The following is a 12,460-nucleotide window of genomic DNA, read 5'->3' on the forward strand; positions in this document are numbered from 1 at the left end:
TTATGCAAGTAAAGCGTTTTTTCGCCGCCGATATGCGTCAGGCCATGAAGCTGGTTCGTGATGAGCTGGGCGCCGACGCGGCTATTATCGGTAACCGTCGCATTGCCGGCGGTGTCGAGCTGACGGCTGCCCTGGATTACAAACCCCAGGCCCTGGCGCCGCGTGTACCGAACATGGAACTCGAAGACGAGTTGCGCAAGACCGCCTCGCGCATTGTCTCGGCCCAGGCCGAGCTGAGCATGCGGGGCGACAGCGATGCGACCACTAATCGCCAATTGTTTGCCGGCCTGCCGCTGACGGCGGCCGAGCCACTGGTAGAGCCGACTTTTGTCGAGCCGCCACGTCCCGCCGCGCCAGCACCGGCCGCTGCGGTTGACCAGCGCGTGTTTGACTCGATGCGTTTTGAACTCAATGGTCTGCGCGAGCTTTTGGAAGTGCAGTTGGGCTCGCTGGCCTGGAACCAGTTGCAGGGCAGCAAGCCGCAACAGGCCAACCTCTGGCGCCGCCTGCAACGCATTGGCCTGTCCGGCCCGTTGTCCCGCGACCTGCTGGAGCTGACCACCGGCATTGAAGAGCCTCGCCAAGCCTGGCGCATGTTGCTGGCGCACCTGGCGCGGATGATCCAGACCCCGGAAATCGAACCCCTTGAAGAAGGTGGCGTGATTGCCATGGTCGGCCCCGCCGGCATGGGCAAGACCACCACCCTGGCCAAGCTGGCCGCCCGTTATGTCCTCAAGTACGGCGCCCACAACATTGCCCTGGTGAGCATGGACAGCTACCGCATCGGCGCGCAGGAACAGCTCAAGACTTTGGGCCGGATCCTCAATGTGCCGGTGACCCATGTCGACCCGGGCCAGTCCCTGGCCAACGCCCTCGACCCACTGCTGCGCAAGCGCGTGGTGCTGATTGATACCGCCGGCCTGCAAGCCAGCGACCCGGCATTGCGCATGCAACTGGAAAGCCTGGCCGGGCGCGGGATCAAGTCGAAAAATTACCTGGTACTTGCAACCACCAGCCAAAAACAGGTTCTGACTGCTGCGTACCACAGCTACAAACGTTGCGGACTGGCCGGTTGTATCCTGACTAAGCTGGATGAAACCGCAAGCCTGGGCGAAGTGTTGAGCCTTGCCATCAGCCATGAATTACCGGTCGCCTACCTGACCGACGGGCCGCGGATCCCGGATGACTTACATCTGCCGCGCCGTCATCAGTTGGTCAGCCGTGCGGTCAGTGTGCAAATGCAGGATGAACCCAGTGAAGAGGCGATGGCGGATATGTTCGCCGACCTCTATCACAACCCAGCCAAACGGGTCGGCTGAAAGGCAACATGAACACAGTGCAATGTACCTACATTGATGGTCTGCTACCGCGGCCACCCTATGTAGCCTGCGGCTAAGCAAGACAAGGTAAAGAAAGAACATGGGCAGCATGCATCCCGTACAGGTGATCGCGGTGACCGGCGGCAAAGGTGGCGTCGGGAAAACTAACGTGTCAGTGAATTTGTCCCTGGCCCTGGCAGAGCTTGGCCGCCGCGTCATGCTGCTGGATGCCGACCTGGGCCTGGCGAACGTTGACGTTCTGCTGGGACTGACGCCCAAACATACCCTGGCCGATGTCATTGAGGGCCGCTGTGAGCTGCGCGATGTGCTGTTGCAGGGGCCCGGGGGGATTCGCATCGTCCCGGCCGCCTCCGGCACCCAGAGCATGGTGCATCTGAGCCCGGCGCAGCATGCCGGCCTGATCCAGGCCTTCAGTGATATCGGCGACAACCTCGACGTGCTGGTGATCGACACCGCCGCCGGGATTGGCGAGTCCGTGGTCAGCTTCGTGCGCGCCGCGCAGGAAGTATTGCTGGTGGTCTGCGACGAGCCCACCTCGATCACCGACGCCTACGCCCTGATCAAACTGCTCAACCGCGACTACGGCATGAACCGCTTCCGCGTGCTGGCCAACATGGCCCAGAGCCCGCAAGAAGGGCGCAACCTGTTCGCCAAGTTGACCAAGGTCACGGATCGCTTCCTCGATGTCGCCTTACAATACGTCGGCGCAGTTCCCTATGACGAGTGTGTGCGCAAGGCTGTGCAAAAGCAGCGTGCAGTCTATGAAGCGTTCCCTCGTTCGAAATGCGCGTTGGCGTTCAAGGCAATTGCTCAGAAGGTCGATACCTGGCCACTGCCCGCCAATCCCCGGGGGCATCTGGAGTTTTTCGTCGAGCGATTGGTGCATCAGACGAGTGCAGGACCGGTGCTATGACAGCCAGCGGCTACAACCTTTACAAGAAGTCGGCGCGTGACAGCCAGGGCGAATTGATCGAGCGCTATGCGCCCCTGGTCAAGCGCATTGCCTACCACCTGCTGGCACGCCTGCCCGCCAGTGTCCAGGTCGAAGACCTGATCCAGGCGGGCATGATCGGCCTGCTCGAGGTGTCGACCAAGTACGACGCGAGCAAGGGCGCGAGTTTCGAGACGTATGCGGGTATCCGTATCCGTGGCGCGATGCTCGATGAGGTGCGTAAAGGTGATTGGGCGCCGCGTTCGGTCCACCGCAATACCCGGATGGTGAGTGACGCAATTCGCTCAATTGAAGCAAAAACCGGTCGCGACGCTAAAGATCACGAAGTTGCGGCCGAACTCCAATTGAGTCTCGACGATTACTACGGGATTTTGAACGATACCTTGGGCAGCCGCCTGTTCAGTTTCGACGACCTGCTACAGGACGGCGAACATGAAGGGCTGCATGAGGATGGCGCGAGTGCTCACCAGGAGCCTTCACGCGACCTGGAAGATGAACGCTTCCAGGGCGCCCTGGCAGAGGCGATTGCCAATCTGCCGGAACGTGAGCGGCTGGTGTTGGCGCTGTACTACGACGAAGAGCTGAACCTCAAGGAAATCGGTGAGGTCCTGGGGGTCAGCGAATCGCGGGTCAGCCAGCTTCATAGCCAATGCGCGGCCCGCTTGCGGGGGCGTTTGGGAGAGTGGCGAGCGCGCTGACAGGCAGTGTGGGGACACTGCGAACGATAACCGCCAGGGCGCAAGCCCGGCGGGAGCGGCCCGTGATGTGCCCAGCAGTCCTTTTTGTGTAATGCCTGTTGAATGATATGGCGCGCCCAGGTGCTGGACGCGTTTAAGACTGCTTGGAGGTCGAATTGGACAAGAACATGAAAATCCTCATCGTTGATGACTTCTCAACGATGCGGCGGATCATAAAAAACCTGTTGCGTGACCTTGGGTTCACTAACACGGTCGAGGCGGATGACGGCATTACGGCGATTCCGATCCTCAACAGCGGGAGCATCGACTTTCTGGTAACTGACTGGAACATGCCTGGCATGACCGGCATTGATCTACTGCGCCACGTGCGCGCTGATGAAAAGCTGCGCAGCCTGCCTGTGCTGATGGTGACCGCTGAAGCCAAGCGTGAACAGATCATCGAAGCCGCCCAGGCCGGGGTCAACGGCTACGTGGTCAAGCCATTCACTGCACTGGCCTTGAAAGAGAAGATTGAAAAAATCTTCGAACGCATCGGTCATTGATGCTGCCACGGGGGAGCTATGGAGCATAAAGAATCATCGCAGGCCGACTTTGAGTCGACCCTGAAAAAACATGCTCACCAACTCGTCGAAAGCCTGGAAAAAGGCCAGTTCGGCGACGCAGTGCAGTTGATCCATGAGCTCAACCAGACCCGCGACCGCGGCCTGTATCAGGAAGTGGGCAAGCTCACCCGTGAGTTGCACAGTGCGATCGTCAATTTCCAGATCGACCCGCACATGCCCCAGGCCGAGGAAATCTCGCAGATCACTGATGCCACCGAACGCCTGTCCTATGTGGTCAGGCTGACTGAGGCGGCAGCCAATCGCACCATGGACCTGGTGGAAAACGCCACGCCCCTGGTGAACGGCATGGCCAACGAGGCCAAGGCGTTGAGCACCGACTGGGGCCGCTTCATGCGGCGCGAAGTGGGCGCTGAAGAATTTCGTGACCTGGCGCGTCGGGTCGAAGGCTTCCTGTCACGCAGCGAGCAGGAAAACCGTACGGTTTCCAGCAACCTCAATGACATTCTGCTGGCCCAGGATTACCAGGACCTTACCGGTCAGGTGATCAAGCGCGTGACCCTGCTGGTCACCGAAGTGGAAAGCAACCTGCTCAAACTGGTGCTGATGGCTGGCCAGGTCGACCGTTTTGCCGGCATCGAACACGACCGCGAAGCGATCCTCTCGGAAAAAGATCCACAAAAACACCTCGCCAAGGGTGAAGGTCCGCAGATTCATGCCGATAAACGTGAAGACGTTATGTCAGGTCAAGATGACGTAGACGATTTGCTGTCCAGTTTAGGCTTCTAAGGAGCACGCAATATGAGCTTCGGCGCCGATGAAGAAATCCTTCAGGATTTCCTTGTAGAGGCCGGCGAAATTCTAGAGCAGTTGTCCGAGCAACTGGTCGAGCTGGAAAGCCGACCGGATGATGCGAACCTGCTCAATGCAATTTTTCGCGGTTTTCACACTGTAAAAGGGGGCGCCGGCTTCCTCCAGCTCCATGAGCTGGTGGAGTGCTGCCACATCGCCGAAAACGTGTTCGACATCCTGCGCAAGGGTGAGCGGCACGTTGATTCGGAATTGATGGACGTGATCCTCGAAGCCTTGGACGCGGTCAACGGCATGTTCAATGAAGTGCGCGAACGCGCACCCATTACGGCTGCCACCCCGGAACTGCTGGCCGCCCTGGCGCGCCTGGCAGAGCCTGGCGCGGTAGCTGCCGCCCCGGTGGTTGAGGCGGCGCCTGAGCCAGTGGCCGAACCCGACGTCACTGACAGCGAGTTCGAGCAACTGCTGGACTCCCTCAATGCGGTCAAGGCCGAGGCAGAAGCCCCGGCCGCAGCTGCGCCGCCGATGGTGCCGACCACCGAAGACATCACCGACGCCGAGTTCGAGTCATTGCTCGACCAGTTGCACGGCAAGGGCCAGTTCGCCCCGGACGCCGTGGCAGCCGCACCGACGCCGGTGGAGCCTGCTGCGCCAGCGGCCAGCACCGATATCACCGACGACGAATTTGAAGCACTGCTGGATCAGTTGCATGGCAAGGGCTCGTTTGCTGCCGAGGCGTTGCCGGCAGTCGCTGCGGCGGCTGCGGCTGCACCGGCTGCGGCGCCGGCTGTCGCTCCGGCGGCGGATGGCCTGATCAGCGATCACGAATTCGAATCCCTGCTGGATGAGTTGCACGGCAAGGGCAAGTTTTCCGAGGTGGCACCTGCCGCCGCAGCCGCCGCGACCGCCACCGCAGCGGTGGCCAAGCCTGCACCTGTTGCTGCCAAGGCCGCCGCACCGGCTCCCGCCCGTGCCGCCGCCCCGGCGCCAGCCCGCGCTCCGGCACCTGCCGACAAAGCCCCGGCCAGTGAAGCCGAAACCACCGTGCGGGTCGATACCGCGCGCCTGGACGACATCATGAACATGGTCGGCGAACTGGTGCTGGTGCGTAACCGCCTGGTACGCCTGGGCTTGAGCAGTGGCGACGAAGCCATGCAAAAGGCCGTGTCGAACCTCGACGTGGTCACTGCCGACCTGCAGACCGCGGTGATGAAAACGCGCATGCAGCCGATCAAGAAAGTCTTCGGGCGCTTCCCGCGCCTGGTGCGTGACTTGGCCCGGCAGTTGAAAAAAGAGATCGCCCTGGAACTGGTGGGTGAAGAGACCGACCTCGACAAAAACCTGGTCGAGGCCCTGGCCGACCCGCTGGTCCACTTGGTGCGCAACGCGGTCGACCACGGTGTGGAAACTCCGGAGGAGCGCGAAGCCAGTGGCAAGCCGCGTCTGGGCAAAGTGATCCTGGCGGCCGAACAGGAAGGCGACCATATCCTGCTGTCGATCACCGATGACGGCAAAGGTATGGACTCCAATATCCTGCGCGGCATCGCGGTCAAACGCGGCGTCATGGACAAGGACGCCGCCGACCGCCTGACCGATACCGAGTGCTACAACCTGATTTTCGCCCCGGGCTTCTCGACCAAGACCGAGATTTCCGATGTGTCCGGCCGTGGCGTGGGCATGGACGTGGTGAAGACCAAGATCAGCCAGCTCAATGGCTCGATCAATATTTACTCGACCAAGGGCCAAGGTTCGAAGATCGTCATCAAGGTGCCGTTGACCCTGGCGATCATGCCGACCCTGATGGTGATGCTGGGCAACCAGGCGTTCGCCTTCCCGCTGGTCAACGTCAACGAAATCTTCCACCTCGACCTGTCGCGCACCAACGTGGTCGACGGCCAGGAAGTGGTGATTGTGCGGGACAAGGCCCTGCCTCTGTTCTACCTCAAGCGTTGGCTGGTGGCGTCTGCCGCTCATGAAGAGCAGCGCGAAGGCCACGTGGTGATCCTGTCCGTGGGCACCCAGCGTATCGGCTTTGTCGTCGATCAACTGGTTGGCCAGGAAGAAGTAGTCATCAAGCCATTGGGCAAGATGCTGCAAGGAACGCCAGGCATGTCGGGTGCGACCATTACCGGTGACGGTCGGATCGCGCTGATTCTCGATGTTCCGAGCATGCTCAAGCGTTACGCCGCACGGCGTATTTGATTCGGCCCGGGCAGGGCGGTTGTCCCTCGCCCGGCCTAACGGAGTGGTTATGGTAGTCAAGGTTCTGGTGGTGGACGATTCGGGTTTCTTCCGCCGCCGCGTCTCGGAAATTCTTTCAGCGGATTCCAACATCCAGGTGGTCGGTACGGCCACCAATGGCAAAGAGGCGATTGATCAGGCCCTGGCATTGAAGCCGGACGTGATCACCATGGACTACGAGATGCCGATGATGGATGGCATCACCGCCGTGCGCCACATCATGCAGCGTTGCCCGACCCCGGTCTTGATGTTCTCGTCGCTGACCCACGAAGGCGCCCGGGTGACCCTCGACGCGCTGGACGCTGGCGCCGTGGACTTTCTGCCGAAGAATTTCGAAGACATCTCGCGCAACCCGGAAAAGGTCAAGCAGATGCTCTGCGAGAAGGTGCACAGCATCTCGCGCAGCAACCGCAGCAGCTTCCGCGCGCCGGTGGCTCCCGCCCCGGTACCGGCGCCGGCACCGACCAGCAGCAGTTTCGGGCGCCCGGCTCCTGCCCCTGTGGCACGGCCTGCCGTGGCCCCGACGCGTGCGCCGGCGCCCAGTGCGTCGTCGCCCGCGCCCAAGCGCAAGGCCTACAAGCTGGTGGCCATTGGCACGTCCACTGGCGGCCCGGTGGCCTTGCAGCGCGTCTTGACCCAGTTGCCGGCCAACTTCCCTGCGCCGATCGTGTTGATCCAGCATATGCCCGCCGCGTTCACCAAGGCCTTTGCCGAGCGCCTGGACAAGCTGTGCCGCATCAGCGTCAAGGAAGCCGAAGACGGCGACATCCTGCGCCCGGGCCTGGCGTTGCTGGCCCCCGGTGGCAAGCAAATGATGGTCGACGGTCGCGGCGCGGTGAAAATCCTGCCGGGTGACGAGCGCCTGAACTACAAGCCGTGCGTGGATATCACCTTCGGTTCGGCGGCCAAGTCCTACGGTGACAAAGTTCTGGCGGTGGTCCTCACCGGCATGGGCGCCGACGGTCGTGAAGGCGCGCGCCTGCTCAAGCAGGGCGGTAGCTCGATCTGGGCCCAGGACGAAGCCAGTTGCGTGATCTATGGCATGCCCATGGCTATCGTCAAGGCCGACCTGGCCGACGCGGTCTACAGCCTGGATGACATCGGCAAGCACCTGGTGGAGGCCTGTCACTGATGGATGTGTTGAGCCTGGTTGGGATCCTTCTGGCGTTTGTCGCCATTATCGGTGGCAACTACCTGGAAGGCGGCCATCTTGGCGCGCTGGCCAACGGTCCGGCGGCGCTGATCGTGATCGGCGGCACCGTCGGCGCGGCGCTGTTGCAGTCGCCCCTGAGCTCATTCAAGCGGGCGATGCAGATCCTGGTGTGGATCATTTTCCCGCCACGCGTGGACCTGGCCGGCGGTATCGACCGCGTGGTCAACTGGAGCCTCACCGCGCGCAAGGAGGGCCTGCTGGGCCTGGAAGGCGTGGCCGATGCCGAACCCGACAGCTACGCACGCAAAGGCCTGCAACTGCTGGTGGACGGCGCCGAGCCGGAAGCCATCCGCAGCATCCTCGAAGTGGACTTCTACACCCAGGAAAGCCGCGATATCAACGCGGCCAAAGTCTTTGAAAGCATGGGCGGCTACGCGCCGACCATCGGCATCATCGGTGCGGTGATGGGCTTGATCCACGTGATGGGCAACCTGGCCGACCCCTCGCAACTGGGCAGCGGCATTGCCGTGGCGTTCGTCGCCACCATCTATGGCGTGGCCAGTGCCAACCTGTTGCTGCTGCCGATTGCCAGCAAGCTCAAATCCATTGCCATGCGCCAGTCCCGTTACCGGGAAATGCTGCTGGAGGGCATCCTGTCGATTGCCGAGGGTGAGAACCCGCGCTCCATTGAATTGAAGCTCCAGGGCTTCATGGATTGATGGGGGGTATTGCCTGTGAGCCGTCGCCGCCGCGAGCCTGAAGAGCACGTCAATCATGAACGCTGGCTGGTGTCCTACGCCGACTTCATCACCTTGCTGTTCGCCTTTTTTGTGGTGATGTACTCCATTTCCTCGATCAACGAAGGCAAGTACAAGGTTATCTCCGAAGCCCTGGTAGGCGTATTTACCGATTCGGACCGGGCCCTCAAACCGATTCCCATTGGCGACGAACGGCCCAAGACCACCACCCCGGCCAAACCGCTGGTCAAGGACAGCGACGAGACCGACGCCGGCATCAGTGGCGGCAGCGACCCGCTCAAGAGCATCGCCGACGATATCAGCGCGGCGTTTGGCGACCTGATCAGCTCCAACCAGATGACCATTCGTGGCAATGAGTTGTGGGTGGAGATCGAGCTTAACTCCAGCCTGCTGTTCGCCAGCGCCGATGCCATCCCCAGCGACATAGCCTTCAGCATCATCGACAAGGTGGCGGCCATCCTCAAACCCTTCGACAACCCGATCCACGTCGAAGGCTTTACCGATGACCAGCCGATCCATACCGCGCAATTTCCCACCAACTGGGAACTGTCGTCGGCGCGCTCGGCGAGCATCGTGCGCATGCTGGCTATGCAGGGTGTGAACCCCGGGCGCCTGGCGTCGGTGGGGTACGGCGAATTCCAGCCGGTGGCCAATAATGCGACGGCCGAAGGTCGCGCGCGCAACCGGCGGGTAGTGTTGGTGGTGTCGCGCAACCTCGATGTGCGGCGCAGCCTGACTGCTACCGGTGCGGCCAATGCACAACCTGATGCTGCAATGAAGCGGGCTGGCACACAAACTGCACCGACGCCCGTAAAGCCGCCGGTTCGTGAGAGTGCCGTCAATTCTCTGTCACCGGCTCTATAACCTCGTGCTATTTCTCGGTCGAGCCAGTGCCTGCCGGGAGGAACAATCCGAATGAGAGTCTGGGCAGTTGCCAATCAAAAAGGTGGGGTCGGCAAGACCACCACCTCCATCGCCTTAGCCGGCCTGCTGGCCGAGGCGGGCAAGCGCGTGGTCATTGTCGACCTGGATCCCCATGGCTCGATGACCAGCTATTTCGGCTACGACCCCGATGCCCTGGAACACAGCTGCTTTGACCTGTTCCTGCACAAGGGCAGCGTCCCCGCAGGCTTGCCCGGGCAACTGCTGCTGCCCACCAGCAACGAGAAGATTTCCCTGTTGCCCTCCAGCACCGCCCTGGCCACCCTCGAGCGCCAGTCGCCGGGGCAGAGCGGCCTGGGCCTGGTGATCGCCAAGAGCCTGGCGCAACTGTGGCAGGACTTCGACTACGCCATCATCGACAGCCCGCCATTGCTCGGCGTACTGATGGTCAATGCCCTGGCGGCCAGCCAGCAGCTGGTGATCCCGGTGCAGACCGAGCACTTGGCGGTCAAGGGCCTGGAGCGCATGGTCAATACCCTGGCGATGATCAACCGTTCGCGCAAACAGGCGTTGCCGTTCAGCATCGTGCCGACCCTGTTCGACCGTCGCACCCAGGCCTCCCTCGGCACCCTGCGCGTACTGCGCGATGCTTACCCCGAGACCATCTGGCAAGGCTACATCCCGGTGGACACGCGCTTGCGTGACGCCAGCCGCGCCGGCCTCGCGCCCTCGCAATTCGATGGCAAAAGCCGTGGCGTGCTGGCGTACCGCGCCTTGCTCAAGCATCTGCTGGCCCAGCAACTTGTGGCGCAGGTGGCGTGAAATGAACAACCCTGTAGGAGCGAGTCTTGCCCGCGATGGGTTTTGCCTGATGTCACGGACTTTTGATTCAAGTCCGAGCGCGGGCAGGCCGATAACCTTTGAATACACGGTTAACGGTGCGCGCGCGTGGGCATACAGATGAATCGTCCTGTCGATATCAAGACCCGGCCGCAACTGGCGCTGCAGTCCTACCTGGACGCACTGTTGCAGGATGCGACCGAGGAAGTGCTGCCCGAGCCGATCCTGGTGCTGGATGAAGTCCTGGCGGTGCCTGTGGTCGAGGCTGAAGCCAGCCTGGATGAGTTTCAACTGGCGGTCCTCGAAGAGCAGGCCCGTGATGCGTTGGCGGTGCCTGTCGCCGTCGCGGCCGTGGAAGCGCCCGCACCCTTGGTGCTGGTGCCGCCGGTGGCCGAGGTGCATCGACCGCCGAGCATTACGCCGCCACCGGTGGAAACCGATGGTCGGCCAGCGTGGGCTGCCGAGTCGTTCGAATGCCTGCTGTTCGATGTGGCCGGGTTGACGCTGGCGGTGCCGCTGGTGTGCCTGGGGTCGATTTACTCCCTGGAAGGCCAGGAATTGACGCCGTTGTTTGGCCAGCCGGAGTGGTTCCTCGGGATCCTGCCGAGCCAGGCCGGCAACCTCAAGGTGCTGGATACTGCGCGCTGGGTGATGCCCGACCGCTATCGCGACGATTTCCGCCAGGGCCTGCAATACGTGATCTCGGTGCAGGGCTACGAATGGGGGCTGGCGGTGCATCAGGTCAGCCGTTCGCTGCGCCTGGACCCCAATGAAATCAAATGGCGCAGCCACCGTGGCCAGCGGCCATGGCTGGCGGGCACCGTGATCGAACATATGTGCGCGCTGCTGGATGTCGCCGAATTGGCGGAGCTGATAGCCAGCGGCGCGGTAAAAGATCTGCCAGGTAACAAACGTACTTGATAAGAGGCGCAGTACCACGGTGCTGCCAAAGAAGAACACACGCCGTTATCAACGGTATTTGAAGGGGTCAGGGGTATGAATAAGTCAGCGTCCGCACAGGGTTTGGATGATCCGATTCTGCAATGGGTAACCTTCAAGCTGGACAACGAGTCTTACGGCATCAACGTGATGCGCGTGCAGGAAGTGCTGCGCTACACCGAAATCGCGCCAGTGCCGGGTGCGCCGAGCTACGTGCTGGGCATCATCAACCTGCGCGGCAACGTGGTGACCGTGATCGACACGCGCCAGCGTTTTGGCCTGATGCCGACTGAAGTCAACGACAACACGCGTATCGTCATCATCGAAGCCGACAAGCAAGTGGTCGGGATCATGGTCGACAGCGTGGCCGAAGTGGTTTACCTGCGCCAATCGGAAGTCGAGACCGCGCCGAATGTCGGCAACGAAGAATCGGCCAAGTTCATCCAGGGTGTGTGCAACAAGAACGGCGAGCTGCTGATCCTGGTTGAGCTGGACAAGATGATGAGCGAAGAAGAGTGGTCGGACCTGGAGAACATCTGATTGATGCTTGAGGTAGCGGTAATCGTCCTGGCCCTGCTGTGGATCGGGACTGTAGTGGTATTGCTGCGCCATATGCGCCAGCAACGCGAATTGGCCTTGCAACAGGCCGAGCGCGACGCCGTGCGCGACCAGCGCCTGCGCGAGATGGCCAAGCGCGTGGACAACTACCAGCAAAGCGCCGTACGGGTAGGGGAGGACGTGCACGAACTGCGCGCCATCCTCGCCCCGTTGCCCGACAAACTGTCGGCACTGGAACAGCGCGACCCGGCCAACCTGTCTTTTGCCCAGGCGGCAAAACTGGTGGGCATGGGCGCTACGGTGGACGAACTGACCCAATCCTGCGGCCTGACCCAGGCCGAGGCACAGTTGATGAGCAAGTTGCACAAAAGCTGACACTGTACTGATTCAAATGTGGGAGCAGGCAAGCCAGCTCCCACACTTGTTTTTTACCGCCCCCACTTCCAGCACCCGCCGCAGTTCCCATGTGGGAGCGGGCTTGCTCGCGAAAGCGGTGGATCAGTCAATACATGTACCGACTGACCCACCGCCATCGCAGGCAAGCCAGCTCCCACACTTGTTTTTTGTCGCCCCCACTTCCAGCACTCGCCGCAGTTCCAATGTGGGAGTTGCACAAAAGCTGACACTCTACTGATTCAAATGTGGGAGCGGGCTTGCCCGCGATGGCGGTGTGTCAGCCAAGGCTGTACCGACTGACCCACCGCCATCGCAGGCAAGCCAGCTCCCACA

Annotated in this window: 13 protein-coding genes; all 13 read left to right on the forward strand. The window is 61.6% G+C overall.

The window, feature by feature from the left end:
* Window positions 1-2: 2 nt before the first annotated feature.
* Window positions 3-1,319, forward strand: a complete 1,317-nt coding sequence (gene flhF, locus K1X80_RS08895; protein ID WP_029292553.1) for a flagellar biosynthesis protein FlhF — start codon at window positions 3-5, stop codon at window positions 1,317-1,319.
* Window positions 1,320-1,419: 100 nt separating this feature from the next.
* A complete protein-coding gene (gene fleN / locus K1X80_RS08900; RefSeq protein ID WP_003192912.1) occupies window positions 1,420-2,253 on the forward strand; it encodes a flagellar synthesis regulator FleN in 834 nt (277 codons plus the stop codon).
* Window positions 2,250-2,990, forward strand: a complete 741-nt coding sequence (gene fliA / locus K1X80_RS08905; protein WP_029292560.1) for an RNA polymerase sigma factor FliA — start codon at window positions 2,250-2,252, stop codon at window positions 2,988-2,990. The genes fleN and fliA overlap by 4 nt, the downstream gene beginning before the upstream one ends.
* 167 nt (window positions 2,991-3,157) lie before the next feature.
* Entirely contained in the window at window positions 3,158-3,532 is a 375-nt protein-coding gene (locus tag K1X80_RS08910) for a chemotaxis response regulator CheY (protein WP_005790040.1), read from the forward strand.
* A gap of 18 nt (window positions 3,533-3,550) precedes the next feature.
* Window positions 3,551-4,339: a protein phosphatase CheZ gene (locus K1X80_RS08915; protein WP_057438816.1), complete on the forward strand. Its 789-nt coding sequence runs from the start codon at window positions 3,551-3,553 to the stop codon at window positions 4,337-4,339.
* 12 nt (window positions 4,340-4,351) lie between these two features.
* Complete coding sequence (locus K1X80_RS08920) at window positions 4,352-6,562, forward strand: chemotaxis protein CheA (protein WP_057960235.1); 2,211 nt, start codon at window positions 4,352-4,354, stop codon at window positions 6,560-6,562.
* 49 nt (window positions 6,563-6,611) lie between these two features.
* Window positions 6,612-7,733, forward strand: coding sequence for a chemotaxis response regulator protein-glutamate methylesterase (locus K1X80_RS08925; RefSeq protein WP_057438818.1), 1,122 nt, complete (start codon window positions 6,612-6,614; stop codon window positions 7,731-7,733).
* Entirely contained in the window at window positions 7,733-8,473 is a 741-nt protein-coding gene (locus tag K1X80_RS08930) for a flagellar motor protein (protein ID WP_029292570.1), read from the forward strand. The genes K1X80_RS08925 and K1X80_RS08930 overlap by 1 nt, the downstream gene beginning before the upstream one ends.
* A gap of 15 nt (window positions 8,474-8,488) precedes the next feature.
* Window positions 8,489-9,376 carry a flagellar motor protein MotD gene (gene motD, locus K1X80_RS08935; RefSeq protein WP_057438819.1) on the forward strand — a complete coding sequence of 296 codons (888 nt, stop codon included), beginning with the start codon at window positions 8,489-8,491 and terminating at the stop codon, window positions 9,374-9,376.
* Between the two features lie 51 nt (window positions 9,377-9,427).
* Window positions 9,428-10,216, forward strand: coding sequence for a ParA family protein (locus tag K1X80_RS08940; RefSeq protein ID WP_057438820.1), 789 nt, complete (start codon window positions 9,428-9,430; stop codon window positions 10,214-10,216).
* A gap of 138 nt (window positions 10,217-10,354) precedes the next feature.
* The gene (locus tag K1X80_RS08945; RefSeq protein ID WP_200661162.1) at window positions 10,355-11,155 is read left to right on the forward strand and encodes a CheW domain-containing protein; all 801 of its coding nucleotides are present in this window, start codon (window positions 10,355-10,357) and stop codon (window positions 11,153-11,155) included.
* 75 nt (window positions 11,156-11,230) lie between these two features.
* The gene (locus K1X80_RS08950; protein ID WP_032859076.1) at window positions 11,231-11,713 is read left to right on the forward strand and encodes a chemotaxis protein CheW; all 483 of its coding nucleotides are present in this window, start codon (window positions 11,231-11,233) and stop codon (window positions 11,711-11,713) included.
* On the forward strand, window positions 11,714-12,106 hold the full coding sequence (locus K1X80_RS08955) for a DUF2802 domain-containing protein (protein WP_057960232.1): 393 nt from the start codon (window positions 11,714-11,716) through the stop codon (window positions 12,104-12,106).
* Window positions 12,107-12,460: the final 354 nt, after the last annotated feature.

This window comes from Pseudomonas sp. So3.2b, assembly GCF_019464415.1.
Classification (GTDB): domain Bacteria; phylum Pseudomonadota; class Gammaproteobacteria; order Pseudomonadales; family Pseudomonadaceae; genus Aquipseudomonas; species Aquipseudomonas shahriarae.

Excerpts from the sequence above, each read along its gene's own strand:
- flhF (WP_029292553.1), top strand. The coding sequence starts at position 3 with ATGCAAGTAAAGCGTTTTTTCGCCGCCGATATGCGTCAGGCCATGAAG.
- fleN (WP_003192912.1), top strand. The coding sequence starts at position 1,420 with ATGGGCAGCATGCATCCCGTACAGGTGATCGCGGTGACCGGCGGCAAA.
- fliA (WP_029292560.1), top strand. The coding sequence starts at position 2,250 with ATGACAGCCAGCGGCTACAACCTTTACAAGAAGTCGGCGCGTGACAGC.
- K1X80_RS08910 (WP_005790040.1), top strand. The coding sequence starts at position 3,158 with ATGAAAATCCTCATCGTTGATGACTTCTCAACGATGCGGCGGATCATA.
- K1X80_RS08915 (WP_057438816.1), top strand. The coding sequence starts at position 3,551 with ATGGAGCATAAAGAATCATCGCAGGCCGACTTTGAGTCGACCCTGAAA.
- K1X80_RS08920 (WP_057960235.1), top strand. The coding sequence starts at position 4,352 with ATGAGCTTCGGCGCCGATGAAGAAATCCTTCAGGATTTCCTTGTAGAG.
- K1X80_RS08925 (WP_057438818.1), top strand. The coding sequence starts at position 6,612 with ATGGTAGTCAAGGTTCTGGTGGTGGACGATTCGGGTTTCTTCCGCCGC.
- K1X80_RS08930 (WP_029292570.1), top strand. The coding sequence starts at position 7,733 with ATGGATGTGTTGAGCCTGGTTGGGATCCTTCTGGCGTTTGTCGCCATT.
- K1X80_RS08940 (WP_057438820.1), top strand. The coding sequence starts at position 9,428 with ATGAGAGTCTGGGCAGTTGCCAATCAAAAAGGTGGGGTCGGCAAGACC.
- K1X80_RS08945 (WP_200661162.1), top strand. The coding sequence starts at position 10,355 with ATGAATCGTCCTGTCGATATCAAGACCCGGCCGCAACTGGCGCTGCAG.
- K1X80_RS08950 (WP_032859076.1), top strand. The coding sequence starts at position 11,231 with ATGAATAAGTCAGCGTCCGCACAGGGTTTGGATGATCCGATTCTGCAA.